Source organism: Streptomyces sp. SYP-A7185 (assembly GCF_046103685.1).
Taxonomy (GTDB): Bacteria; Actinomycetota; Actinomycetes; order Streptomycetales; family Streptomycetaceae; genus Streptomyces.
In genome coordinates this window covers 7,635,897-7,659,564 of the sequence record NZ_CP122310.1, presented here as the reverse complement: position 1 = coordinate 7,659,564, position 23,668 = coordinate 7,635,897, and the positions used below count along the sequence as shown (strand labels likewise).

The 23,668-nt window shown below is 71.7% G+C and carries 24 protein-coding genes and 1 tRNA gene; 7 read left to right on the top strand and 18 right to left on the bottom strand.

What is annotated here, in order from left to right; genetic code table 11:
* Positions 1 to 67: 67 nt before the first annotated feature.
* From QBL25_RS33560 to QBL25_RS33540, 5 genes are read left to right on the top strand one after another with little or no spacing between them, the layout of a single operon-like run.
* Complete coding sequence (locus tag QBL25_RS33560; RefSeq protein WP_409060701.1) at positions 68 to 1,201, top strand: acyl-CoA dehydrogenase family protein; 1,134 nt, start codon at positions 68 to 70, stop codon at positions 1,199 to 1,201.
* A complete protein-coding gene (locus QBL25_RS33555; RefSeq protein ID WP_409060700.1) occupies positions 1,198 to 2,685 on the top strand; it encodes an amino acid adenylation domain-containing protein in 1,488 nt (495 codons plus the stop codon). Before QBL25_RS33560 ends, QBL25_RS33555 begins: the two co-directional genes overlap by 4 nt.
* Positions 2,686 to 2,726: 41 nt before the next feature.
* Positions 2,727 to 2,996, top strand: a complete 270-nt coding sequence (locus QBL25_RS33550; RefSeq protein ID WP_409060699.1) for a phosphopantetheine-binding protein — start codon at positions 2,727 to 2,729, stop codon at positions 2,994 to 2,996.
* A gap of 42 nt (positions 2,997 to 3,038) precedes the next feature.
* Complete coding sequence (locus tag QBL25_RS33545) at positions 3,039 to 4,103, top strand: ketoacyl-ACP synthase III family protein (RefSeq protein WP_409060698.1); 1,065 nt, start codon at positions 3,039 to 3,041, stop codon at positions 4,101 to 4,103.
* A complete protein-coding gene (locus QBL25_RS33540; protein ID WP_409060697.1) occupies positions 4,100 to 4,810 on the top strand; it encodes an SGNH/GDSL hydrolase family protein in 711 nt (236 codons plus the stop codon). Before QBL25_RS33545 ends, QBL25_RS33540 begins: the two co-directional genes overlap by 4 nt.
* A 79-nt stretch (positions 4,811 to 4,889) precedes the next feature.
* On the opposite strand, the gene QBL25_RS33535 is transcribed toward QBL25_RS33540, so the two are convergent.
* The 15 genes from QBL25_RS33535 to QBL25_RS33465 all read right to left on the bottom strand — a co-directional run bounded on the left by QBL25_RS33535 (position 4,890) and on the right by QBL25_RS33465 (position 19,015).
* Positions 4,890 to 5,672, bottom strand: coding sequence for an SCO6745 family protein (locus tag QBL25_RS33535; protein ID WP_409060696.1), 783 nt, complete (start codon positions 5,670 to 5,672; stop codon positions 4,890 to 4,892).
* A gap of 55 nt (positions 5,673 to 5,727) precedes the next feature.
* Positions 5,728 to 6,414 (bottom strand): SGNH/GDSL hydrolase family protein, encoded by a 687-nt coding sequence (locus QBL25_RS33530; RefSeq protein WP_409060695.1) that lies wholly within the window; start codon positions 6,412 to 6,414, stop codon positions 5,728 to 5,730.
* Positions 6,415 to 6,450: 36 nt separating this feature from the next.
* The gene (locus tag QBL25_RS33525) at positions 6,451 to 7,215 is read right to left on the bottom strand and encodes an HAD family hydrolase (protein WP_409060694.1); all 765 of its coding nucleotides are present in this window, start codon (positions 7,213 to 7,215) and stop codon (positions 6,451 to 6,453) included.
* Entirely contained in the window at positions 7,212 to 8,702 is a 1,491-nt protein-coding gene (locus tag QBL25_RS33520; protein ID WP_409060693.1) for an MmgE/PrpD family protein, read from the bottom strand. Before QBL25_RS33520 ends, QBL25_RS33525 begins: the two co-directional genes overlap by 4 nt.
* 36 nt (positions 8,703 to 8,738) lie before the next feature.
* On the bottom strand, positions 8,739 to 9,971 hold the full coding sequence (locus QBL25_RS33515; protein WP_409060692.1) for a beta-ketoacyl-[acyl-carrier-protein] synthase family protein: 1,233 nt from the start codon (positions 9,969 to 9,971) through the stop codon (positions 8,739 to 8,741).
* Positions 9,968 to 10,219, bottom strand: a complete 252-nt coding sequence (locus tag QBL25_RS33510; RefSeq protein ID WP_409060691.1) for an acyl carrier protein — start codon at positions 10,217 to 10,219, stop codon at positions 9,968 to 9,970. Before QBL25_RS33510 ends, QBL25_RS33515 begins: the two co-directional genes overlap by 4 nt.
* A gap of 114 nt (positions 10,220 to 10,333) precedes the next feature.
* A complete protein-coding gene (locus QBL25_RS33505) occupies positions 10,334 to 11,335 on the bottom strand; it encodes a beta-ketoacyl-ACP synthase III (RefSeq protein WP_409060690.1) in 1,002 nt (333 codons plus the stop codon).
* Positions 11,332 to 12,423 (bottom strand): fatty acid desaturase family protein, encoded by a 1,092-nt coding sequence (locus tag QBL25_RS33500; protein WP_409060689.1) that lies wholly within the window; start codon positions 12,421 to 12,423, stop codon positions 11,332 to 11,334. The genes QBL25_RS33505 and QBL25_RS33500 overlap by 4 nt, the downstream gene beginning before the upstream one ends.
* Complete coding sequence (locus tag QBL25_RS33495; protein ID WP_409060688.1) at positions 12,420 to 13,379, bottom strand: VlmB-like protein; 960 nt, start codon at positions 13,377 to 13,379, stop codon at positions 12,420 to 12,422. The genes QBL25_RS33500 and QBL25_RS33495 overlap by 4 nt, the downstream gene beginning before the upstream one ends.
* 2 nt (positions 13,380 to 13,381) lie before the next feature.
* A complete protein-coding gene (locus QBL25_RS33490) occupies positions 13,382 to 13,945 on the bottom strand; it encodes a flavin reductase family protein (protein ID WP_409060687.1) in 564 nt (187 codons plus the stop codon).
* Entirely contained in the window at positions 13,942 to 14,475 is a 534-nt protein-coding gene (locus QBL25_RS33485; RefSeq protein WP_409060686.1) for a hypothetical protein, read from the bottom strand. Before QBL25_RS33485 ends, QBL25_RS33490 begins: the two co-directional genes overlap by 4 nt.
* The gene (locus tag QBL25_RS33480) at positions 14,475 to 14,954 is read right to left on the bottom strand and encodes a type II toxin-antitoxin system RatA family toxin (RefSeq protein ID WP_409060685.1); all 480 of its coding nucleotides are present in this window, start codon (positions 14,952 to 14,954) and stop codon (positions 14,475 to 14,477) included. The genes QBL25_RS33485 and QBL25_RS33480 overlap by 1 nt, the downstream gene beginning before the upstream one ends.
* Positions 14,947 to 16,266: an aspartate aminotransferase family protein gene (locus tag QBL25_RS33475; protein WP_409060684.1), complete on the bottom strand. Its 1,320-nt coding sequence runs from the start codon at positions 16,264 to 16,266 to the stop codon at positions 14,947 to 14,949. The genes QBL25_RS33480 and QBL25_RS33475 overlap by 8 nt, the downstream gene beginning before the upstream one ends.
* 8 nt (positions 16,267 to 16,274) lie before the next feature.
* The gene (locus tag QBL25_RS33470; protein ID WP_409060683.1) at positions 16,275 to 17,411 is read right to left on the bottom strand and encodes an acyl-CoA dehydrogenase family protein; all 1,137 of its coding nucleotides are present in this window, start codon (positions 17,409 to 17,411) and stop codon (positions 16,275 to 16,277) included.
* Positions 17,411 to 19,015, bottom strand: coding sequence for an aldehyde dehydrogenase family protein (locus QBL25_RS33465; protein ID WP_409060682.1), 1,605 nt, complete (start codon positions 19,013 to 19,015; stop codon positions 17,411 to 17,413). The genes QBL25_RS33470 and QBL25_RS33465 overlap by 1 nt, the downstream gene beginning before the upstream one ends.
* 270 nt (positions 19,016 to 19,285) lie before the next feature.
* Between QBL25_RS33465 and QBL25_RS33460 the strand changes: the two genes are divergently transcribed.
* A complete protein-coding gene (locus tag QBL25_RS33460; protein ID WP_409060681.1) occupies positions 19,286 to 20,311 on the top strand; it encodes a bifunctional lysylphosphatidylglycerol flippase/synthetase MprF in 1,026 nt (341 codons plus the stop codon).
* 13 nt (positions 20,312 to 20,324) lie between these two features.
* Here the strand turns inward: QBL25_RS33460 and QBL25_RS33455 are convergent, their stop codons facing one another.
* Entirely contained in the window at positions 20,325 to 21,086 is a 762-nt protein-coding gene (locus QBL25_RS33455) for a BTAD domain-containing putative transcriptional regulator (RefSeq protein WP_409060680.1), read from the bottom strand.
* A 214-nt stretch (positions 21,087 to 21,300) separates the two neighbouring features.
* On the opposite strand from QBL25_RS33455, the gene QBL25_RS33450 reads away from it, so the two are divergent.
* Positions 21,301 to 21,729 (top strand): helix-turn-helix domain-containing protein, encoded by a 429-nt coding sequence (locus QBL25_RS33450; protein WP_409060679.1) that lies wholly within the window; start codon positions 21,301 to 21,303, stop codon positions 21,727 to 21,729.
* Positions 21,730 to 21,845: 116 nt separating this feature from the next.
* Here QBL25_RS33450 and QBL25_RS33445 read toward each other — a convergent pair.
* Both QBL25_RS33445 and QBL25_RS33440 read right to left on the bottom strand, forming a co-directional pair.
* Positions 21,846 to 21,933, bottom strand: a tRNA-Leu gene (locus QBL25_RS33445).
* 180 nt (positions 21,934 to 22,113) lie between these two features.
* On the bottom strand, positions 22,114 to 23,667 hold the full coding sequence (locus QBL25_RS33440; protein WP_409060678.1) for an aldehyde dehydrogenase family protein: 1,554 nt from the start codon (positions 23,665 to 23,667) through the stop codon (positions 22,114 to 22,116).
* Position 23,668 lies beyond the last annotated feature (1 nt).

Sequence of the window (23,668 nt, the reverse complement as noted above, 5' to 3'; positions counted from 1 at the left end):
GCCCCCTGCCCGTGCTCCGGCCCTTCGCGGCCCCTTCGGTTTCCTCCCGCCCCTACAGCGAGGTCAGATGTTTCTGGATTGGCAGCCCGATCAGGCCAAGGAGTACGACGACATGCTCTCGGCGGTCCGGGAGCGCTTCGACGGCGGTCCCCCGGCAGGCGGCGGGTTCAGGGAGCTGTGGAAGCACTGCGGCGAGCTGGGTCTGCTGGGGCTCTGCGTGGCGGCCGAGCACGGCGGAGGCGGCAGGTCCGCGCTGGACACCGCGCATCTGACCGAGGCCTTCGGGCGGGGCTGCGCCGACACGGGACTCGTCTTCGCCGCGAGCGCCCACCAGTTCGCCTGCGCCGTCCCGATCTCCGTCTTCGCGTCCGAGGAGGTCAAGGCCCGGCTGCTGCCCGCGATGTGCGCCGGCACCTCGGTCGCCGCCAACGCCATGACGGAGCCCGAGGCCGGTTCGGACATCTCCGCGATGACCGCCCGCGCGGTGCGGGACGGCGACACGTACGTGCTGAGCGGGGTGAAGTCCTGGGCCAGCAACGCCCCGGAGGCCGATGTCTTCGTCACCTACGCGGTGACCGACCCGACGGCGGGCTTCCTCGGCGTCTCCGCCTTCGTCGTCGAGCGGGACACCGCCGGGCTCGTCGTCGAGGGGCCCTTCGACAAGATGGGGCTCGACACCTGCGCGGCCGGAGCGGTCCGGTTCGACCGGTGCCGGGTCCCGGCGGACCAGCTCCTGGGCTTCGAGGGGCAGGGCGGCGCCGTCTTCCAGCACTCGATGGCGTGGGAGCGGGCCTGCCTGTTCGCCGGGTACGTCGGGCTCATGGACCGGTTGCTCGAACGGTGCGTGGCCCATGCCCGCGAGCGGCGCCAGTTCGGCCACCGCATCGCCGACTTCCAGGCGGTGTCCCATCGCATCGCCGACATGAAACTCCGCCTCGAAGCCGGGCGGCTGCTGCTCTACCGTGCCTGCTTCCGCCTGGACCGGAACGAGGCCGAGCCGATGGACAGCGCGCTCTCCAAGCTCGCCGTCTCGGAGGCGGCCGTCCAGGCGGCGATCGACGCGGTACAGATCTTCGGCTCGCGCGGCTACCTCGTGAGCGAGGGCCTCGAAGGCGTCCTGCGGGACGTGATCCCGGCCAAGCTCTTCTCCGGGACGTCCGAGATCCAGCACGAACTCATCGCGAAGGGGCTCGGCCTGTGAACCTCGCCGCACTGGTCAGCGACAGCGCACGCCGGGCCGGCGGAAACCTCGCCGTGGCGGACGCGGACGGCCGTGCCACCTACCGCGAACTCGACCGGGCCGCGCAGCTCCTGGCCCGCCTGCTGCACGAGAAGGGGGTGCGCGGGAGCGAGCGGGTGGTGATCTGGCTGGACAAGTCCGTCGCGGCGGTCGCCGCCATGCAGGCGGTGCTGCGGCTCGCCGCCGTCTACGTGCCGGTGGACGGATCGGTGCCGCTGCGGCGGGCCGAGGTGATCGCGCGCGGCTGCTCCGCGACGGTGATCGTCACGGATTCCCGGCGCGCGGCCCAGCTGCGGGAGTCCGACGGCGACCTGCCACCGCTCCTCGTCCTGGACGGCCTGCCCGCCGACGACGGCCAGGAGCCGCTGCCCGCCGCCGTACCCGTCGATCCCGATGATCTCGCCTACATCCTCTACACGTCGGGCTCGACCGGTGAGCCCAAAGGGGTGTGCGTCAGCCACCGCAACGCCCTGGCGTTCGTCGACTGGGCGGCCGGCGAAGTGGCGGCGACGAGCGAGGACCGCTTCGCCAACCACGCCCCGTTCGGCTTCGACCTGTCGGTCCTCGACCTCTACGTGGCCTTCCGGACCGGTGCCTCCGTCCATCTGATCCCCTCGGCGATGGCCTACGCGCCGCGGCAGCTGCGCGAGTTCCTGCACGCCGAGCGGATCACGGTCTGGTACTCGGTGCCGTCGGTCCTCATCCTCATGATCCGGGACGGCGGCCTGTGCGAGGGGCCGCGGCCCCCGGCGCTGCGGTCGCTGCTCTTCGCCGGTGAACCCTTCCCGGTCGACCATCTGTCCGTCCTGTACCGGTACTTGCGGGGCGTCCGCTTCCTCAACCTGTACGGGCCGACCGAGACGAACGTCTGCACCTTCCACGAGGTGACCGCGGCGGACGTCGCCTCCGGGGAGCCCGTACCGATCGGCCGGGCCTGCTCGGGCGACGAGGTGTGGGCGAACACGCCCGACGGGCGGCGCGCGGGCCCCGGAGAGGAGGGGGAACTCGTCGTCGACGGGCCCACCGTCATGGCGGGCTACTGGGGCCACGGCGCGCACAAGGGCCCGTACTGGACCGGCGACATCGTCCGCGTACGGCAGGACGGCGGCTTCGAGTACCGCGGGCGCCTGGACCAGATGGTCAAGGTGCGCGGCCACCGGGTGGAACTCGGCGAGATCGAGGCGTGCCTGGCCCGGCACCCCGCGGTCGGCGAGGCGACCGTGCTCGTGGAGGGCGCCGGCACCGCCGCGCGGATCGTCGCCGTGGTGGTCCCCGACGGCGCCCCGCCCGGACTCCTGGCCCTGAAGCGGCACTGCGCCGAGCGGCTGCCCCGCTACATGATCCCGGACGCGGTCCTGACCGTGGCCGAACTCCCGCGCACCCGGAACGGAAAGACCGACCGGCAGGCACTGCGCACCGCCCTGCTCCACTCCCCCGACGCCTGACCCCGACCTCCCACGACCCCATGGAAAGGCGGCACCGCCGCATGGAGCCCACCTCGGTGATGAACGACATCGACGCCTACATCCGCAAGGAGTTCCTTGACGGGGACTCCTCGACCGACCTGACCTTCACCTCCCCGCTGCTCGAGTGGGGAATCCTCAACTCGATGAACACGACCAGGCTCGCCACCTTCGTGAGCGAGCGGTACGAGGTGACCGTGGCGCCCCGCGACATGAGCCCGGACAACTTCCGGACCATCGAGAACGTGGCACGGATGGTGCTCGACAAACGGCGGGCCCGGCCGACGGTCTGACCGTACGGCCCGGGATTCATTCCACTGAGGGAGTTGGCACCTGTGCGCTGGAACGACATCTACATCGCCGGTCTGGGAACCCGCCTGCCGTCGCCGGAGCCCGCCGAGACGGCGGTGTCCGAAGGCAGGTACTCCACACAGGAGTGCAAGGACAACGAACTGATATCGGCCCTCGTCAGCGAGAGCGAGCCGGCCGTCGACATGGCGGCGGCCGCGGGCCGCCAGGCGATGGCCCGCAGCGGCCTTTCCGCCGACGACGTCACGTTGCTGCTGCACGCCCACACCTACCACCAGGGCGAGGACTTGTGGACGCCCGCGACCTACGTGCAGCAGCACACCATCGGTGGCGGCGCGCCCTCGATCCAGCTGAACCACGGCTGCGACGGCGGCATGGCCGCGCTGCACCTCGCCATCCCCACCCTGCTGGCGGGCCCCGAGGGAGCGGCGGCCCTGCTGACCACGGGTGATCGCTTCGCGCCGCCCGGGTTCAACCGCTGGAGCAGCGACATCGGCCTGGCCTTCGGGGACGGTGGGACGGCCATGGTGGCCGCCCGCGGCGGCGGGATCGCCCGGGTCCTCGCCACCCACTCCTCCTCGGAGCCGTTCTTCGAAGGGCTCTACCGCGACACCGACCGGGGCTTCACCGACGCTCCCCACCTCGCGGGCACCCCGCTGGACCTGCGCGGCCGCAAGAAGCGCTTCGCGGAGCGGGAGGGCCTGGACACCGTGATGGGCCGGCTCTCGGCGGCGCTCGTCGAGAACGTCGAGCAGACCCTGGCCGAGGCCGGCACCGACCTGGACCAGATGGTCAAGATCGTGCTCCCGAACCTCGGAAAGCCCCTGCTGAGCTGGCAGTTGCTGGCTCCCTTGAAGATCGACCTGGACCGGACCCTGTGGGAGTGGGGGCGGCGGACCGCGCACCTCGGCGCGGGCGACCAGTTCGCGGGGCTGACCTATCTCCTGGAGTCGGGGCAGCTGCGCTCCGGCGACCTCGTGGTCCTGGTCGGCGTCGGCATCGGCTACTGCTGGACTACCGCCGTGGTCCGGATCGAGGACGTCCCCGACTGGTCGGGGCCGGACGCCGAGACCCTGCGGGTGGCGGGGTGAAGGCACGCGTGCGCGGCGGTGCGGCGGTCGCGGCTCCGGCGGAGCCCGCCGATCCGTGCTGCCTGCCCGAGGACGAGGCACAGCGGCTGGTGACGGGCTCCCCCTGGCACCGCCTCGTGGTGATCGGCGACGGAGCGGCCGAGGGGATCGGCGAGCCGGTGGCGGGTTTCCGGCGCAGATCGTGGGCGGACCGCGTGGCGCACACGCTGCGGGCCGTCCATCCCGAACTGGCCTACATCAACCTGGGCAAGCGGGATCTGCTCGCCGCCGACGTACGGGCCCGTCAGCTCGCCAGGGCGCTGACCCTCAAGCCCACCCTCGCGGTGATCGCCTGTGGGGGAACCGACGTCCTGGGCGACTCCTTCGACGCCCACGCGGTGGAGATCGAGCTGAGCCGGATGATCGGTCCGCTGCGCGACACCGGCTGCACGGTGCTCACGATGGGCGTGCCCGACCTCTCCTGCTCCCATCCGGCGCTGGAACGGTGCCCGGTCGAGACGCGGTACCGCGCCCGGCTCCTGGCCGAGCGCACCGAGGCCATCTCGCTGCGGCACGGGGCGCTCTACGTGGACCTCGCGCGACGGCCCGTGGCACCGGGGCCGAGCCCGTGGAGTTCGACCGCTCCCTATCTGAACGGCCGGGGCCACGCCATCGCGGCGGGGGCCGTCATCCAGGGCCTCGGGATGCTTCTGTCGAGCCGTATTTGAGCGAACGGCGAGCCGTGTCCGAGTGAACGACGAACCGTCATGCGGGGCCGGGAGAACTCAGGCCCCGCATGACGGCGTTTCAGGCAGGAGCGCCGGCGGTCTGCGGCGCTCCGGGCCGGTGGCGTGCCATCGCCAAGGCCGACGCGGCGCGCAGCAGCGAGCTCAGCTCGTCGGCCTCGCCCGCGCTCAGCGCCTCGTAGGCGGGGGCCGCCATCCGGTCGGTCAGCTCCTCGGCCGCCGCACGGCGGGAGTGGGTCTCGCCGTCGATGCGGGGGTAGGGGCCTTGCCAGCCCAGGAACTCCGCACGCCGCAGCCCGTTGTCCCGGGTGAGGGTGGCTTCCAGCGGGCTGATCCCCGTGGCGAGCACGGCCGCGAGGTGCAGGCCGCCCCGGTGTTCGCGCAGGACGTGGGCCAGTTGGACCACGCGCGCGGGGCCGTCGTCGGGGCGTTGCACGTCCCGCCAGCCGGCGAACAGCGGGATGCCGGGCACCTCCACCCGTTCGGCGACGGCTTCCAGGAGCTCGGCCAGCCGGTCGGCGGACGAGAAACCCGCCAGGCAGCGGCGCCCCCAGGCACGGCACGAATCGGCGTAGCGGGCCGCGATCGCCGGCAGCGGCGGTGTGTCCGGCGGCGCCGCGCAGTGCGTGCGGACGAACTCCGGCGGGAAGAACCCGAAGACGGCGGCGGTGACGTCCGCGCTCACCGGGCCAAGGACACCGCCGCGGCCCCGGAAGTAGTAGCCGAAGCGGGACATGCCGAGGTCCGCGGCGGCTTGCCGGGCCTCCGGGCTCTTCATGAAGGAGCCGCCGAGGCGGCGCACGTCGTCCTTGGTCGTGGCCACGCACGCCCGCGAACCGGACATCACAGATCCTCCCCTGGGCAGATGTGGTCGGCGGCGCCCGCGACGCGGGCTCCGGTCAGCGGCTGTGCAGGTGCTCCCCCAGGCTGCGCACGATCTCGGCGCACAGGATCGCCTGGCCGCGGGCGTTGAGGTGCAGGCCGTCGGTGCTGAAGATCTCCTCACTGCCCGCGGGGTGCCGTGGCAGGTCCACGTGGACCGCGCCGAGCCGCTCGGCCACCTGCTTGGTCCGCTCCGACCAGGCGGCGATGCGCTCGCTCATCGGCTTGCGGTACCGCTCGTCGACGTACGGGGAGACCGTGATGTCGAAGAGGCCCGAGGTGACGACCGTGGCGCCCGTCTCGCGCAGCGGCGTGATGATGAGGGACAGTTCGGACTCGACCGCGTCGACGTCGAAGTGCCGCTGAAGCATGTCGTTGCCCCCGCAGAACACGACGGCCAGGTCCGGCCGGAACTCCAGCGCCGGGGCCAGCTGCGTCTCGCGCACCTGCGCGGCGAAGAGGTTGCGCAGCCCCAGGTTGAGGGCCTCCAGGTCCGGCTGCACGGCCCGCAGCTCCTGGACGAAGCGCTCGCCCCAGGGCAGGTGCCGGTAGCCCTCGTACGCCTCGGTGACCCCTTCCGCGCCGCTGTCGCCCAGCACGGCGAGCCGCTTCCACGGGGCGTCGGCCAGCAGCCGGGCGCCCTCGCCCGGGGACAGCAGATACGGGTCGGCGGCTTCGGTCGCGTACTCCGTCGTGTCGGTCATGTCTGGACTCCTCTGAAGGCTTCGCGGGGAGGGAGATCAACGATGCCAGCCGGTGGGTGGGCGGGCTGGCGAGAATCCGGCGCCATCCTCCGGCGCCGTGGTGGCGTCCGGACGGCCGCCGCGGCCCGGCAGGCGCCGCCAGCCGCGGGCCGCCGCGTGCCGGGCCAGGACGGGGTCGTCGCCGACCACGACCGGGTGTCCGACGGCCAGGAGCAGGGGCAGGTCGGAGGCGTGGTCGCCGTACGCGCCGCAGTCGGCGGGGTCCATGCCGTGGGCGGCCATGACGGCCTGTGCCGCGACCGCCTTGTCCTCGCCGAGCATGGGCGTGACGAGGCGCCCGGTGTGGACGCCGTCGACGGTTTCGAGGCGGGCGCCGACGACCTGTGCGGCGCCGATGCACTCGGCCAGCGGATCGAGGCAGGGCGCGAAGGAGCCGGACACCAGCACGGTGAGGTCCCCCCGGCGCCGGTGCTCCTGGAAGGCCTTGAGGCCGGCGGGCAGGAACAGCTCCCCCGCGCTCAGCTCCTGCCGGAACCAGTCGCGCCCCTGGGCGCACAGGTCCGCCTCACGCCGCCCCGCGTACACGCGGTAGTAGGCCCGCATGACCTCGTCCCTGGTGGCTCCCCCGGCGGCGAGCGCGCGCAGTGCGGCGATCGTCTCGTCGTAGGCGGAGGGGGGTTCGCCGATCGCCGCGAGGTGGTGCGCGAGGAACCGGAACATGCTCTTGACCGCGATGAGGGTCTCGTCGACGTCGAAGAAGGCGGCCCGGGAGCGGGCGCCGGCGCGGGTGCGGTTGGTCATGCGCCGAGCACCTCCCGGACCGCCGCGTCCAGCTCGGCGGCCGTCAGCGAGGAGGTGTGCTCCAGGGCCTCGACGGCGTCCGGGGGCGCGCCGGTGGCGGCCAGCTTGGCGCGTGCGAAGGCCCGGTGGTCGCGCCGGGTCCGGGGCCCCGCCGACCCGAGGGCGTGCGCGCGCTCCGCCCGCAGGACGCCGCCGCCGCGCAGCGTGACGTCGATGCGGGAGCCGATCGCCTTCGTGGCGTGCTCGAAGGTCGTGCTCGGTCGCCCTTCCGGATAGACGCCGGGTGCGGCCCTGCCGCCGGAGAACGCGGCGAACCACTCCTGGGCCCGTCCGTCGGCCTGGCGCAGCGCCTCCCCCAGCGGGGCCGTGGCGGCCAGGAGCCGGCGGCTCAGCTCGGGGTCGTAGGTGAGGCGGACCTTCGACGCCAGCGCCCAGCGCACGGGGTCGGCGGTGGCGGGCTGGGCGAGGTCGGCGACCGTCACGGAGCCGGTGAGCAGCGCGGTGGCCACGTTGTAGGCGACGGAGAGGTTGAGCGCGAGGATCGCGGACCGCTCGCGGTCGAGGTAGGGGCGTGCCTCGCCGTCCATGACCATGGTCAGGCGCGCGCACCGCACCACGATCTCGTCGATGTCGTCGATCCGCGCGGGCGTGAGCCGGTCGTGCAGCTCGGCGGCGCAGTCGATGGCCGCGTCGACGTAGGCGCCCGCGGGATGGACCTTGAAGGACAGCGTCTCGGTGTGCCAGCGGGTGCCGAAGCCGGCCGTGACCACCTCGGGCGAGGCCACGTCGGAGACCTTGGCGAACAGTCCGCCGGGGTGTTCCAGGATGTCCTCGGCTCCCGTGAGGCCCGCTTCCGCCGCCCGGCACGCGTCCAGGCCGATGCGTACGGGCACGGCGGCGGAGAGCACCTTGGCGTCGCTGCCGAGGAAGGCCCGGCGCAGTGACCACGGCGGGGCGGCCAGGGCGATGCCCCAGGCGTCGGTCCACCGGCGTACGGGTGCGCCGGCCCCGTGCGACACCGCAGCGACGGCGCCCACCAGTTGGGCGTGGGCGGCGGTCTGGCCGCGGAAGGGGCCCAGCGTGCCGGCCGCGGTCACCCGGGCCGCGCACTCGTTGGCGGCGACCACCGCGGTGAGCAACTGCGCGCCGCTGAGCCGCTGTTCGTTGCGGAAGGCCAGGGGCACGCCGACCGAGGCGTGCGAGACGTGGCCCACGTACATGCTGTCCTCGTAGTACAGACAGGCCGACAGCGCCGACAGGACGTACGCCGCCCGGTCGGGGCAGTCGTCGGTCGGTGACCCGAAGGCCTTGACCAGCTTCTGCCCCAGCGGGTGCGCGAGCCCCGCCCGCACCACGGCGAGGTGCGAGATGAGCTGGCTGGTCGCGTAGGCGTTGACGCGGTCGGGCAGGTCCGCGGGGCGCAGACCTGCCGCCCAGTGCGCGAGCCGCGTGGTCAGCGACCCGTCGGCCTCCGGTCTTCGTGGCACCTCACACCCCTGCCTGTCGTGGTGGTGGCCCCGGGGTCATGCCCGGGTGAGGACGAGCACGGCGTTCTGTCCGCCGAACCCGAAGGAGTTGCTGACGGCCACCTCGGGGCGGCTGTCGCGGCCGGCCTTGGCGACGACGTCGATCTCGATGCGGGGGTCCTGGCTCTCCAGGTTGGCGGTCGGGGGGACGAACCCGTGGTCCAGGGTCATCGCCGTGACCGCGGCCTCGATCGCCCCGGCCGCGCCGAGCGCGTGGCCGAGCACGCCCTTGACCGAGGACACGGCCGGGCGCGCGCCGAGCACGCGGCTGATGAGCCGGGCCTCGGCGACGTCGTTCAGCGGCGTGGACGTCCCGTGGGCGTTCACGTGGTCGACGTCCCCGGGGCCGACGCCGGCGTCGTCCAGGGCGGCCCGCAGCGCCAGTTCCGCGCCCGCGCCCTCGGGGTCGGGGGCCGTGGCGTTGTAGGCGTCCGCGGACGCGCCGTACCCGCTGACCAGGGCGCGGACCCGGGCTCCGCGGGCCCGTGCGTCCGCTTCCCGTTCGAGGACGAGGACGGCGGCGCCCTCCGCGGGCACGAAGCCGTCCCGGTCGGCGTCGAAGGGACGCGACGCGGTCCGCGGATCGCCGCGCCGCTCGGACAGCGCCCCCATCTGGCTGAAGCCGGAGATGATCGAGGGGACCAGGCAGGCCTCCGTGCCGCCGGTGATCACGACGTCGCAGGCTCCGGACCGCAGCAGGTCGCGGGCGACGCCCACGGCGGTGGCGCCCGACGCGCAGGCCGTCGCCGTGACGAGGTTGGGGCCCCGCGCGCCGCACTCCATGGCCACGTAGCCCGCCGCCATGTTGACCGCCAGCATCGGGATGAGCAGCGAGGAGACGCGTTCGGGTCCGTCCCGCAGCAGGGTCCGGTGCTGCTTCTCCCAGGTGGCCGCGCCGCCGATGCCGCTGCCGAGCACCACGGCGACGCGGGCTCCGTCCCAGGTGGCGGGGTCGAGGCCGGAGTCGGCCAGCGCCTCGCCCGCCGCGGCGACGGCGAACTGGCTGCTGCGGTCGAGCCGCCACGCCTTGCGCCGGTCGATCGACCGGCCAAAGTCCCGGACCGCGCAGCCGAAGTCGGCGGGCGTTCCCTCCAGCGCGGGGACGGGCGCAGCGGCCGTCGCCTCGGCCGCGCAGATGGTCCGCCACGCGGCGTCGGCGCCGATGCCCGCGGCGGTCACCAGGCCGATGCCGGTCACCGCCGCGTGTGACGGCCTGCGGGCGGACGTCATGCGAGGCTCGCCACCTTGGTCTCGATGACCTTGGCGGCCTGGCTGATGGTGTCGCCCGACTGGATGTCCTCGTCGGCGAGCGCGACGCCGAACTCCTGCTGGGCGGTCAGGCCGAGCTCGACCAGGGCCAGGGAGTCCATCTCCAGCTCGCTGAAGGTCTGTTCGGGGTCGATCTCGCCGGTTTCCAGGCCGAAGCCTTCCACCAGCAGGGCCACGAGACGGTCGTAGATGTGGTTGCTGTCGCTCATCGGGGTCTCCGTAGATTGATCGGGTGGGGTGGGACGGGACAGGTCGTTTCCTTCGGGATGCGCTGTGGTCGGCCGGGGGTCGGGGCGGGTCCGGGCCTGCTGCCGGGGCGGGTCTCAGCCGGGCGTCAGGTCGGGCCAGCGCAGGGCGCACGAGCCCCAGGTGAGTCCGCCGCCGAAGGCGGTCAGGACCACCCGGTGGCCGGGGCGGAGCGTGCCGTCATCCGCCGCGTCGGCGAGCGCGAGCGGGATCGACGCCGCCGCGGTGTTGCCGACCCGGTCGACGTTGACCGCGCAGCGCTCCCGGGGCAGCCGCATCTGGTCGGCGACGGCGTGCATGATGCGCAGGTTGGCCTGGTGGGCCACGAGCAGGTCGACGTCGGCCACGCTCCAGCCCCGCTCCTCGGCGACCCGGCGGGCGGAAGCGGCCATCCGCTCCACCGCGTTGCGGAAGACGGCCTTTCCCTCCATCCGGAAGTACGGGTCGGCCCGCTCCACCGAGCCGGCCCGGATCGGGTCGCGGGAGCCGCCCGAGGGTACGGTGATCAGCCCGCTGCCCGTGCCGTCGCTCGCCAGGTCGAAGTGGCCGAGGGCGCCCGGTTCCCCGGCGTCGCCCGCGGTCAGCACGACCCCGCCCGCCCCGTCCCCGAAGACGGCCCGGGTGGAGCGGTCCGCGGGGTCGAGGATGCTGGAGAAGGTGTCGGCGCCCAGCACGAGGACGCTGTGGGCCGTGCCCGCGGTGACGAGCCCGGCCCCGGCGGCCAGCGCGTACAGGAAGCCGGTGCACACCGCTCCCACGTCGAACGCGGCGGCCGTGCCCAGGCCGAGCCGGGAGGCGACCAGGGGGGCGGTGGCCGGGCAGATCCGGTCCGGCGTGGTGGTGGCGACGATGACGCAGTCCGCCGCGTCCAGCGAAGCGGACTTCAGCGCCCTGCGGCCGGCCTCCACCGCGAGGTCCGAGGTGGCGGTGCCCGGGTCGGCGATGTGCCGCCGGGCGATGCCGGTCCTGCTGCGGATCCACTCGTCGGAGGTGTCCAGCTCCGCGGCCAGCTCCTCGTTGGTCACGACCCGGGGCGGCACCCAGGCGCCGATGCCCCGGACCACTGCCGTGGGGCTCACCGCCGGGCCTGCGCGAGGACGGCGTCCTCCTGCTCCAGGTCGCGTACCTCCTGGCTGACGTCGCCCAGGTAGTCCGCGACTTCCAGATAGGACCGCACCACCCGCACCTCGACGTACGGCAGTCCGTGGCTCACGAGGTATTCCTTGATCATGGGCTGGGCGCGGTGCAGGTTGCGGCGGGGCATGGACGGGAACAGGTGGTGCTCGATCTGGTAGTTGAGGCCGCCGTAGAAGAACTGCGTGATGCGGCTGGGCAGCAGGTTGCGCGACGTGACCACCTGGCGGGTGATCCAGTCCAGCTCCTCCTTCTCGCCGTCCCGCACGGGCAGGCCCTTGTGGTTGGGCGCGAACAGCAGCCCCATGTAGAAGCCGAACAGCGCCTGGTGGACCAGGATGAACGCGACGGCCTTGCCCGGCGGCAGCACGTAGAACACGGCGGCGAGGTAGGCCACCAGGTGGAAGGTGAGCATGCTCAGGTCGGCGGCCTTGTGCCGCTTGAGCGCGCCCTTCCTGGCCGCCACGTAACCGGACAGGTGCAGGCGCAGCCCTTCCATCATGATCAGTACGTAGAACATCCAGGCCTGGTGGCGCACGATGAACCGCCCGGCGGTGCTGGTGCGCTTGCTGCGGTCCTTGCTCGCGAAGATGACCTGACGGCGTGTGATGTCCGGGTCGAGGGACAGGTGGTTGGGGTAGTTGTGGTGCTTGGTGTGGTGCCCCACCCACCAGCCGAAGCTGACGCCGGTCAGCAGGTTGCCGTGGATATATCCGATGACGTCGCTGGCCTTGCGGGTACGGAAGATCTGCCGGTGGCCCGCGTCGTGGCCCAGCAGGTCCGTCTGGGCGAAGCAGAAGGCGAGCAGGACCGCCGTCGCCAGCTGCCACCAGCTGTCGCCCAGCAGGGCGAACAGGGCCCAGGCCCCGGACAGCAGCAGCAGATTGAACAGGATCTTGTAGACGTAGTAGGCGGGCTGCTGGTCCATCAGTCCGGCGGACCTCACCAGGCGGGTGACTTCCTCCAGGTCGGCGGTCGCGGCGCTCGCGGCGCCCGTCACCGGGGCGTCGGGCCCCTTGTCGACGTGGGTCACAGCGCCTCCTCCAGGCCCATCGAGGCGAGGCGGGAGCGCTGCATGCGCTGCGCCCACTCCTGGCCGGTGGCCATGCGCTCCTCGATCGTGGTGTCGACGAGCCGGCGTCCGGGCCACACCTCGTGGTCGCCGAGCAGCTCCCCGTGCTGTTCGATGCCCTGCTGGAAGAGCTTCTCCCGGCCGAGCACCACGTCGTCGACGGGCAGCCGCCCCCACAGCTCGTAGCCCTCCTTCAGGAGTTCCAGGAGGCGCGGCTTGTCCTCGGGGCGGCGGAGCAGGTGATCGCGGATGAGCGAGCTGCCGACCGCCAGATGCCGGATCTCGTCGATGCCCGCGCCGCGCTCGATGTCGGCCGCGGCCGGGTCGAAGACGCGCCACTTGCGTTCGCTCAGCTCGGCGGCCGGCGCCAGGACGCCCTCGACCAGGACCGTCAGGATCAGGACGCCGCCGATGAAGTCGCCCCGGTCGCGCAGGGAGCGCAGCCCGAACTCCTCCAGGGGCACAAGGACCGCGTCCCGGTCGCTGCCCGCGAGGCGTTCGACGGTCGCCCACAGGTCGTCCTCGGCGATGCCCAGCTCCAGCAGATGGCTCCGGAACACCATGGCGTGCCGTGCCTCGTCGAGCAGCTGGGTGGAGTAGAACTCCAGGCTGTCGTTGTCGGGGGCCAGCGCCACCATGTGGGCGATGGCGCGCGTGGCCTTCTCCTCCGCGATGGAGCGGAACGCAAGCTCCTGGGTGAGCGCGCTGTTGAGCGGGCCCGGCCGGGTCATCACGGGATGGGGGCGTACGTCGTCTGCGTGCCCCAGGACGTTGCCGCGCAAGGTGCCCTGCGGGACGGCGCCCAGCCAGTACCGCAGGTCGCAGGAGCGGGCGGTCAGTTCGAGCTCGCAAGCCCCGTCCACCAGCGACGGGGCTTGCGCCCAGTCGGCCTCTGCCGGGATGTTCGCGAGAGCCATGGTCAGTCCCTTTCCGAAGTCGTGGTGGCAGGCGACCGGTGCAGCCCGCCGGCGAAGTTGAGCAGCGGATCCCCGCCGCCGCGCACGGACCGGTCGACCCCGGCGAGCAGCAGTTCGTGATCGCCCACCGGAACGGTGCGCTGCACGCTGCACAGCAGCCAGCCGAAGGCGTCGCGCAGCACGGGCACGCCGTCCTGGGTGCGGCCGGCCCAGGTTCCGGGGTCCAGCTGGTCGATGCCGGTCGGCCGGCCCCGGTGGGCGAAGTGCCGGGCCAGCTCCTCCTGCCCGGATCCCAGGACGTTGACGACGAAGGTGGAGGCGCCCAGCAGCGACCGCAGGCCCCGGCTCCCGCGCCGCAGCGCGACGGAGACGACGGGCGGCTCGACCGACGCCAGGGCCAGCGTGCTGACGGTGACCCCCTGGACGTCCGCCTCACTGCCGCAGGTCAGCACCACGACACCGGTGGCCAGGTGCGCCGCGAGGCCGCCCGCCGGAGCCGGAGCCGGTCCGGCGGGCGCTGGTGGGGGCCAGGCCGTGAGCGTCTGCTCGGCGGTCGCGCCGCTCATCGCGACCCCGTCCCCACCGGCCGCTCGTGCGGCACGCGGAGGCCGCCGCCCGCTGCCGGGGCCTCGCCGAACTCGCTCCTGAAGCGCCGGTAGGCGGGGTGCGCCTCCGGCTCGAAGGTCAGGGCGAAGGGCTTGAGGAAGTTCCCGAACAGGGCGCGGTCGCCGAAGAGATGGATGGGCAGGGCCAGCAGCGCCCATTCGAAGCCCCACACCGTGATCCACACCAGTGCGACGAGGCCTTGGGTCACCAGGCTGTGCATAACGTTGTAGAGGACGTAGTAGATCTTCGGGATCCGCGTGCCGCCGCTGCGCCCCGCGGCTTTGTCCCTGGCGTGGGCGCGGTGGTAGCGGTAGGCGCCGGGCAGGTAGCCGATCAGGTCGATGTAGACGAAGAGCACGAGGGCCGGCAGCCAGCGCACGTCCCCCAGGTGCACGAAGAACAGCACCACGGAGACGACGAGACCGAGGCCGTACTCCGCGCGGACCAGCCACGCGGTGGTGCCGGTCATGAAGAGGTTCTTGGTGTCCATCAGCTCGACCCCGCAAGGGCCGCTGCGACCGCCTCGTCGTCCATCACGGCGGCGCCGGCGAAGAGGGCGCTGACGATGCGGGCGATGGTCTCCTTGAAGACCCGCACGGCGACCGGGTCCAGGATGCCGGCGAGGCTCGGGATGCCGAAGTCGAACTCGGCGTCGAAGTCGACGCGGCACCCCGCGCCCTCCCGGGTCACCCGCCAGGAGCCGGTGAACGACTCGAAGTCGCCGTCGAGCTGGGAGAAGTCGATCGTCAGCCGCGCCCGGTCGAGGCGGTCCTCCTCGGTCCAGCTCAGGATGCCGTTGCGGAAGTACACCTCCCAGTCGCTGGTCTCCTCCGCGGCACTGACCTCGTGCACGGTCACGGACCGCACGACGGGGACGAGTTCGGGGTAGGCGGCGAAGTGCCGCACCCGGTCGAAGACCGCGCCGGGGTCGGTGTCCGGCACGGCGAGAGCCACGTGAACGCTACGCATGATCAGGGCCACCTTTGGAATTCGGCACGTAACGGGATGCCTGCGCCCGGCAGGCGCCGTCGAACGCCTCGCACAGGAAGGCCACTTCCGACCTGTCGAGGATCGCGGGCGGCGTCAGCCGCAGCGTCAGATGCGAGTTGAGCGAGTGATTGGCGATGACGCCCCGCGAGACCAGCTCGATCAGCAGGTCCCCGGCGATACCGGGCTCGGCGAACTCGAACCCGAGCAGCAGGCCGCGCCCCCGCACCTCGTGGACCGCGTCCCCGAAGTGCTCCCTGACCGTGTCGCCCAGGGCCGTGAGCAGTTCGGCGCCCAGGTCGCGGGAGCGTTCGACGAGCCCTTCCTCCTTGATGGCCGTGATCGCGCCGCGGGCCGCCGCCATGGCGAGCGGCACGCCGGAGAACGTGGACGTGTGCAGATAGGGGTCGCGGTCGAAGACGGCGAACGCGCTCGGCGTGGCCACCACCGCGGAGACCGGGATCACGCCGCCGCTGAGCCCCTTGCCGACGAGCAGCGCGTCGGGCGTGACGCCCTCCCGGTCCGCCCCGAACCACGTGCCGAGGCGGCCGAGCCCGGTCTGCACCTCGTCCAGCACGAAGAACGCGCCGTGCCGGCGGCACGCGTCGCGCACGGCCCGCAGATAGCCGTCGGGCGGCAGGATGACGCCCGCCTCCCCCTGGACGGGCTCGACGACCACGCATCCCCGCCCGGGAACGGTGGCGAGCAGCCGGTCCAGTGCCTCCGCGTCGCCGTACGGCACGTGGTGGACGCCGGGCAGCAGCGGCCGGAAGGGGGCCTGGAACATCTCCTTGCCGGTGAGGCTCAGCGCCCCCATGGTCTTGCCGTGGTAGCCGGCGTCCATCGCCACCAGCTGGTCCTTGCCCTGGGTCCGCGCCATCTTGATGACGGTCTCGACGGCTTCCGCCCCCGAGCCCGCGAAGTGGACGCGTTCGAGGCCGGGCGGGACGACGTCCACCAGGGCGTCCGCCGCCAGGGCCGCCTGCGGTTCCAGGAGCACCCGGGTGGCGACCGGGTTGCGGTGCAGCTGCTCCTCGACCAGTCGTACGACAGTGGGGTGGCGCGCGCCGAGCAGCAGGACGCCGTACCCGCCGCAGTTGAGGATGCGCTTGCCCTCGGTGGTGGTCACCCAGGCGCCCTTGGACTCCCACTCGACGTGGCCGCCGAACATCTCGCCCAGGACGGCCCGGCCCTTGTTGAGCCGGGTCCGGTAGAGCTTCCCCAGCGTCACCCGGTCGTACGCCGCTCCGGCGCTCCCCGCGGGCGGCGCGGACGGTGCTGATGTCACGCTCATCGGTGTCCTCACGCCAGCCTCAGCGGCCGGCCGCCGACGTGCTCCATGAAGGGGCCGGCGAAGCTGCTGCGGGAAGGGGGGTGGAAGGCCAGGCCGTGCGAGGCCGCGGCGAGGTAGGCGACGTCGGACGAGCCGATGAAGGCCATCCCGCCGAGCGCCTCCACGGCCCGGCGGACCGCGTCGCCGAGCGCGTCCTGGCAGCCGAACCTCGCCACCAGGGCCTTGCCGAGCGCGGTGTTGCCCGTCTCGCCGTCCATGATCATGCGGGCCGCGCCCTCCAGCAGGAGCACGGCGGACTCCAGGCGGGCGACCAGCTGGGCCCGGTCGGATTCGCTGCCGCGCCCGCGGGCCACCACCCGCTCGACCAGGGAGCTCGCGATGCCCGCGTACGAGGCGGAGATGAGCAGTTCGAACCAGATGAAGCCGACGGTCTGGAGCTCGTCGAGCTCGCCCGCGTCACCCAGCTCGGTCCGCATGAGCTGCTGTTCGTCGACGAACACGTCGGTGAGCCGGATCTCGTCGCTCTCCGCGCCGGCCAGCGCCCAGCTGGACCAGAACGGCCGCACGCTCATGCCCTCGCCCCCGCTCGGCACGAGCAGCACCGCCATGTCGCTGCCGCCGTCCGGGCGGGGCAGCGCCACGCTCGCGGTGAGCAGGTCCATGGACCGGGACAGACTGCACGGCTTCTTCGACCCGTTGATCGCGTAGCCGCCCTCGACGGCCCGTGCGGTCATCGTGGGGGCGAGGATGCCGCGCCCCGGCTGCCCTTCGGCGAACCCGGAGGCCACCAGGAGGTTCTGGGAGCTGATGCCCTCCAGGAGCGCCCACTCCACGCCGCTGCTCTGCAAGCTGTCGGCGAGCGTGAAGAGGGTGGCCACGGAGAAGTGGTGCATGGTCGTGGCGACGGCCAGCGAAGGGGCGGCCGCCGCGATGGCGCGCGTCACCTCCAGGGCCTGGAGCGGATCGGCGCCCGCCCCCGCGTAGGTCTTGGGGATCACCAGGCCGGGGCCCCCGGCCGAGCGGAAGAGGTCGACGGAGGGGCTGCCCGGCCGTTCGAGCTCCTCCAGCGGGACGTCGCCGAGTCTGCCCAGGAGCCCGGGCAGGAAGTTCTCGCACGTCCTTCGTGCCGCGTCGAGTGAACGCATCAGAACTCGCGACTCCTCTTCGTGGGGAACAAGGCCTTCCACGCCCCGAAGACGGCCTCGCGGGGCCGGGATCCGGAGCTGATGCTGACTCCCTGCAAATGGCTCGTCCGCAGGATCGGATAGTTGGCCTCGCCGAAGACGCCGCCGGTCAGGCCGGTGCCGCCGTGGGTGGGCAGATAGGGCAGGAAGCCGATGTGGGAGTCGTTGATCTTCAGCAGCCCGCCGGTGCGGACCTGGCTCAGGAAGGTGTCGACGACCGTCGACGAGGCCGCCCACACCGAGTTGCGCAGGCCGTACTCGTTGGTGTTCACGTAGTCGACGAAGCGCTCCAGGAGCACCTCGTCCGGCTCCGGTTCCGCGACGATGAGCGGCAGCAGCGGGAAGAACGTCTCGTGGCGTACGGCGTCGATGTCGCGCGCGCCCTCCAGGCCGCGCACGACCACGACCGTCGGTTCCAGGAAGATGCCGGCGGTGTCGCGGCTCTCGTCGGCCTGCATCGCGTGGCCGCCGCAGGCCAGTTCGGCGCCCTTGTCCAGCGCGTCGCGCAGGCAGCTGAAGAACTTCTCGTTGCGCAGCACCGGGGTGAGCAGGACGTCTTCCTCTTCCGGCCGCCCCGGCCTGATGTGGCCGACCTGGCGGACGAGGGAGGCGATCAGGGCGTCGGCGATGTCCGGGTGCACCACCACCTGGTTGGGGATCATGCAGAGCTGGCCCGAGCCGTAGAAGCTCTCCGTCAGGGCTTCCGCGACCAGCTCCGGGTCGGCGTCCTTCCAGACCACCACCACGTCGTTGCCCGCGAGTTCCAGGATCGGCTTCTTGCCCGCGGCGACGCAGCGCTCCTGGAAGCGGACGCCGTTCTCGCTGCTGCCGAAGTACATGATGTCGTCCACGTGCGGGCTGTCCACCCACGCCGAGAGCAGCGGTACGGGGTCCCCGCACACCACGTTGAGCGTGCCGGGCGGCGCCCCGACCTCTTCGAGCACCGGCCGCACCACTTCGTGCAGGACGTACATCACGCCGAGGGGCGCGCTGCGCGGGGCGCGGACGACCAGGGCGTTGCCGGCCATGATGGACGTGACCCCGAGCAGGGCGCTGGACAGGGGCGCGTTCTGCGGCGGGTTCAGGCACACCACGCCGTCCGGTTGGCGGCGGACCTGGATGCGGCGCTCGCCGTGCCGGAACTCCTGGTGCATCTGCGCGCGGTAGAAGCCGAGCGACTCCGGGCCGAAGCACTCCAGCATGCCCGAGACCTGCCAGCGGGCCAGGACCACCGGGTGGCCTTCGGCGACCAGGATCCGTGTGATCTCCTCGGCCCGTTCGGTCAGCCTGCGGTAGAGGAGCTCGCCGACCTTCTCGAGGCGGGTCTCCAGGGGGTAGGCCCCCCAGACCGGGGCGGCGGCCGCGGCGGCCTCCAGCGCCGCCTCGACGGTCGGCTTGTCCGCCTTCGCGACACGGCCGGCGATGCTGGGCGGGAGGTCCTCCGGCGCGACGCGTCCCTGCTCCAGCCTCCGCTTGAGCGACAGGCTCGCGAAAGCGTCGTCAAGCAGCACCCCGGAGTTCACGACATACACCCAGGCGTCGCTCTCGCGGTCCTGCCCGCCCACATAGGAGGAATAGGACCGGAAAGGCACGGCGCTTTTCACCGCATTCGATGGAGCCGGATTCGCGTGGGACAACTGCGTGATCCCCACTCTCACTCCCTGCTGTCGTGTTCGCGTTCTCGGTGGGCATTTCGACGTTGCCCAGACCCTGGCAGCGGGCACTGATAATGCACTGACAGCCCGCTGAAACCGTGCTGTCAGACGCGTTGCCGCACGTTTGGATACGCTTCCCCCCAGATGCTGCGGCGAGGCGACGTGAAGGATGGATCCTCCATGAAGCGGTCAAAGGAACAGACGTCGACCCCGAGCCTTCCGAACGATCTGGAAAGTTCACCGGTCAAGTCGGCGATCGAGAAGTACGCGGACAATCCGAGCGCATTCCTGGCCCTCAACGACGGAAATGAAACCTTTTCCGTTCCCGGCACGGAAGGGGTCATCGTCTACCGCGGGGCCGGCCGCTATCTGATCCAGTTCGGAGGGGTGTTCGCCCCCGAGGAACAGCGTGCGGAACTCCTGCGCGCGTTCCGTGAGTTCGCGGCACACAAGCGCCGGCGCGTCGTCGCGATGCAACTCCAGGCGGCGGACACCGGACTGTACGAATCCGAAGGTTTTGTGATCAACCAAGTAGGCGCTTCATACTCGGTTAATCTCGCCGATTTCTCGCTGCGCGGATCGAAGTTCGTCAAGCTCCGGAACAAGATCTCGCGCGCCGGACGCAGCGGCCTTGAGGTGCGTGAGGTGGATTTCGACGGCTACCGCGACCAGTTGGCCGAGGTCGACGGCAACTGGCTGCGATCGAAGGGCCGGCACGTGAAGGAGATCGAATTCCTGGTGGGCCAGCTCGGCGGCCCCGCGCAGAAACACCGCAGGCTCTTCGTCGGCCTCCTGGAGGGGGCGCCCATCGCCTACATCTCCTACTCGCCCTCCTACGGCTCCACCCCCGGGTGGCTGCACGATCTCAGCCGCCGGATCGCCGACCCCCCTCCCGGCGTCATGGAGGCCCTCAACTCCACGGCCATGGGGGTCTTCCGGGAGGAGGGCGCGCAGTGGCTGCACTTCGGCTTCACTCCGTTCACCACGCTGCGGCCCGAGCACGAGCGGGAGAGCCACAGCCCGGTCACGGCGAAGTTCATGAAGTTCCTGGCCGAGCACGGTGAGTCCGTCTATCCGTCCAGGAGCCAGCTCGCCTACAAGGAGAAGTGGGGGCCGCATCTGGTGCTCCCGGAGTATCTCGCCTTCGAGGGCCGGGTGAGACCGGGTGCCATCTGGCAGATACTCAGGGTGACCAAGTCCATCTAGGGAACGGGCCGGTTCACCGGACCATCGGAGCGCGGCTGAGTATCTTCTGAAACCACCGTTGCAGCCTCTCGCTCGGTTCCAGACCCAGGTCGTGGGTCAGCCGGTGACGGGTGCGCTGATATGCGTCGAGTGCTTCCGCCTGGCGCCCCGAGTGGTACAGCGCGGTCATGAGCTGTTCACAGAACCTCTCGCGCAAGGGGTACTGCATATAGAGCTGTTCGATCTCCGGGACCATGGCCTGGTATTCACCCAGGGCGAGCCGTGCGTCGATCAGCCGCTCGCGGGCGATCAGCCGGGTCTCTTCAAGACCGGCGTAGGCGGTGCGGCACATCATGCCGGGGCCGGCGTCGAGAAGTGCGGGCCCCCGCCAGAGCGCGAGCGCCTCGGTGAGCCGCTCGGCGACCTGCTGGGGGGAGATGTCGATGATCCGTTCCACCGATGCGACGAGTGTCTCGAATCGGGTGGCGTCCACGTCGACGGGTCGTATGCGGAGGATGTAACCGGAGGGACTGGTCTCGATGATATCGCGCATGTCCGGTTTTCCCGTGCCCTCCGCGAGAATGCGGCGCAGCCGGGCGATGTGGCTCTGGAGGGAGTTGGCGGCATTTCTGGGAGGCCGCTCGCCCCATAGTTCGTCTATGAGATCACTGAAAGAAACGGAAGTGCCGGGCGATAACGCGAGGACAGCCATGATGGCCCGCAGTTTCTCGCCCGCCAGCGCAACCGATACTCCGTCCTCCACCACCTCCATATCACCGAGCAGATTCACCAGCATATGCGTTCCCTTGAGACGCCGAGCAGAATAATTCCGGCCGATGCATCCGAGGATCGAATTTCTTTTTCGACCCGTCTGGATTTCGAATGTTTCATGTATGCCCCCCGTTTCCCATAGCTGCCGGGAGAGCTTAAGTCGACGCGCGGCACCGGTCAACGACTACTTCAAGAGTGGATCTTAGAAGTTGCAATAGATTGCATCCGGAGGTGTAGAAATGGCCAGCAGCGGAAACGGCGGGGCTCAAGGTTTCCCGCCCTGCGACGCCGACGAGCACGGGTCGGTGATGCCCGAGATCGCCAGGCGGTTGCGTCATATACGACGACATCACCCAGAAGGCCCGTTCACCTTGGTGGAGTTGGCCCGGCTGACAAGTGTCTCAAAACGCACCCTGGCCGCCGCGGAGTCGGCCGAGGGCACGAACCTGACGATCGAGACGCTGGTGAAGCTCACGCGCGGCCTCGGGATCCGCCGCTGGGCCTACTTCCTGGACGAGCAGGTCTTCCAGCAGGTGAACGCCGAGTTGCGCGACGGTGGTCCGGCGGCCAGACGGGCGGCGCACGCCGCGGAACCGCTCGGCACGCTGGCAACCCTCCTGGGCGGCATCCTGGCCACAACCCGCCCCGGCCACCCCAGCTCGACCTAGGGGCGGCGGACCCCGACCACGGAGGCAGCCCCGGCCCCGGCCCCGGTCGTAGCCCGGCCCCCGGCCCCCGGAAACGAAAGATCCCCACGGTTCGCGAGGAACCGTGGGGATCTTGCTGGTGTCCGAGGGGGGACTTGAACCCCCACGCCCGATAAAGGGCACTAGCACCTCAAGCTAGCGCGTCTGCCATTCCGCCACCCGGACCAGGTGTCTGCCGTTCGCGGGGCGTTGCCCGCGGCGACATGGACAACAATACCAAGGTTTCGGAGTGCCTTTCACCTGCGTATCCGCGCGCTGCCGGGCAGGCGCCCGGCAGCGCGCACCACCACCCCCGCAGCCTCACCAGGGGTGACTGGTCGAGTACGTAGCGGTGAATGCCGAAGCTCAAGCCATGAGGTGGTAGCCGGGGAAGTTCCCCGGTGGCCGCTCCGTCGCCGGGCCCTGCGTGACCGCCCGCACCAGCAGCTCGCCGCCGACGAAGGCGCCGCGCCAGGAGGCGCCGAAGCCGCCGAACAGCTCGTCCCGGTCACCGCGCGAGCGCGGCTTCCCGTGACCCGTCTTGAACGCGCGGATCTGCGGCGCGAGGCGTTCGTACGTGGCGGGGTCGTCGGTGGACAGGGTGGCGACCAGGGCTCCGTTCGACGCGTTCATGGCGGCCAGCAGCTCCGCCTCCGTGTCGACCAGGACGATGGTGTCGACCGGGCCGAACGGCTCCGCGTGGTGCAGCGGGGAGGACGGCGGCGGGTTGAGGAGCGTGACGGGGTGGACGTACGCGTCGGTGTCCTGGCCCGGCAGGAAGCGGTCGGCCGCCGGCGCCCCGCGGTAGAGCGGCACGGCCCCCCGGTCGATCGCCTCCGTCACCTGGTCGCGCAGCTCCTTGGCCTTGGCCGCGTTGATCAGCGGTCCGAAATCCAGCTGCGGGAAGGGGTCTTCGGGGCGCTCGACCGCCAGTGGGTGGCCGACGCGGAGGGTGCGGACGGCCGGGAGGTAGGCGGCGAGGAACGCGTCGAAGAGGCCCCGCTGGACGACGAAGCGGGGGTAGGCCGTGCAGCGCTGCTTGCCGTAGTCGAAGAGTTTGGGGATGACGGCGCCGAGCGCGTCCCAGTCGCCGTAGTTCCAGATGCCCCAGGTGTTCAGTCCTTCCTGTTCGAGGATGTGCCGCTTGCCGAGGTCCGCGACGGCGGTGGCGACGGCCGCTCCGGTGTCGCGTCCGCCGACGAAGGAGACGCAGCCGATCTCCGGTGCGCGCACCAGCGCCTCGGACAGCTCTCCCCCGCTGCCGCTCACGAGGGTGACGGGGATGCCTTCGCGGGCCGCCAGCGCGCAGGCCAGGGTCAGACAGGCGACGCCGCCGTCGGTCGGGGTCTTGGCGATGACCGCGTTGCCGGCGAGTGCCTGGACCAGCATCGCGTGGACGAGCACGCTCATCGGGTAGTTCCAGCTCGCGATGTTGGACACCGGGCCGTCCAGCGGGCTCCGGCCCTCGACCATCGGCTCGATGCCGTCGACGTACCAGCGCACGCCGTCGATGGCCCGGTCGACGTCGGCCTGGGCGAGCCGCCAGGGTTTGCCGATCTCCCAGACGAGGAGCAGGGCGAGCAGTTCGCGGTGTTCGGTGAGGGCGTCGAGGGTGGCGGCGACGCGGGCGCGCCGTTCGTCGAGCGGGACGTGGCGCCAGGACCGGTGCTGGTCGAGCGAGGCGCGTGCGGCCCGGTGGGCGGTGGTGGCGTCGAGGCGCGGCGGGCCCGCGATGGGGCCGCCGTCGACGGGGGACGTGGCGGGCAAGGTCCGGCCGTCCGCCTGCCAGGTCCCGTTCCAGAGGTTGAGGACGCGGTCGTCGCGGAAGGCCTCGGGTGCGACGGCCAGGCAGCGCCGCCAGGCGTCGGTCCAGGCCGTACCGGCTTTGAGGACGAGGGGTGAGGTGAGGGTGGGTGCCATT

Coding starts and splice junctions, on each gene's coding strand:
- QBL25_RS33560 (WP_409060701.1), top strand. CDS start 68: ATGTTTCTGGATTGGCAGCCCGATCAGGCCAAGGAGTACGACGACATG.
- QBL25_RS33550 (WP_409060699.1), top strand. CDS start 2,727: ATGGAGCCCACCTCGGTGATGAACGACATCGACGCCTACATCCGCAAG.
- QBL25_RS33535 (WP_409060696.1), bottom strand. CDS start 5,672: ATGTCCGGTTCGCGGGCGTGCGTGGCCACGACCAAGGACGACGTGCGC.
- QBL25_RS33530 (WP_409060695.1), bottom strand. CDS start 6,414: ATGACCGACACGACGGAGTACGCGACCGAAGCCGCCGACCCGTATCTG.
- QBL25_RS33525 (WP_409060694.1), bottom strand. CDS start 7,215: ATGACCAACCGCACCCGCGCCGGCGCCCGCTCCCGGGCCGCCTTCTTC.
- QBL25_RS33515 (WP_409060692.1), bottom strand. CDS start 9,971: ATGACGTCCGCCCGCAGGCCGTCACACGCGGCGGTGACCGGCATCGGC.
- QBL25_RS33510 (WP_409060691.1), bottom strand. CDS start 10,219: ATGAGCGACAGCAACCACATCTACGACCGTCTCGTGGCCCTGCTGGTG.
- QBL25_RS33495 (WP_409060688.1), bottom strand. CDS start 13,379: ATGGCTCTCGCGAACATCCCGGCAGAGGCCGACTGGGCGCAAGCCCCG.
- QBL25_RS33490 (WP_409060687.1), bottom strand. CDS start 13,945: ATGAGCGGCGCGACCGCCGAGCAGACGCTCACGGCCTGGCCCCCACCA.
- QBL25_RS33485 (WP_409060686.1), bottom strand. CDS start 14,475: ATGGACACCAAGAACCTCTTCATGACCGGCACCACCGCGTGGCTGGTC.
- QBL25_RS33480 (WP_409060685.1), bottom strand. CDS start 14,954: ATGCGTAGCGTTCACGTGGCTCTCGCCGTGCCGGACACCGACCCCGGC.
- QBL25_RS33475 (WP_409060684.1), bottom strand. CDS start 16,266: ATGAGCGTGACATCAGCACCGTCCGCGCCGCCCGCGGGGAGCGCCGGA.
- QBL25_RS33470 (WP_409060683.1), bottom strand. CDS start 17,411: ATGCGTTCACTCGACGCGGCACGAAGGACGTGCGAGAACTTCCTGCCC.
- QBL25_RS33460 (WP_409060681.1), top strand. CDS start 19,286: ATGAAGCGGTCAAAGGAACAGACGTCGACCCCGAGCCTTCCGAACGAT.
- QBL25_RS33455 (WP_409060680.1), bottom strand. CDS start 21,086: ATGCTGGTGAATCTGCTCGGTGATATGGAGGTGGTGGAGGACGGAGTA.
- QBL25_RS33450 (WP_409060679.1), top strand. CDS start 21,301: ATGGCCAGCAGCGGAAACGGCGGGGCTCAAGGTTTCCCGCCCTGCGAC.
- QBL25_RS33440 (WP_409060678.1), bottom strand. CDS start 23,667: ATGGCACCCACCCTCACCTCACCCCTCGTCCTCAAAGCCGGTACGGCC.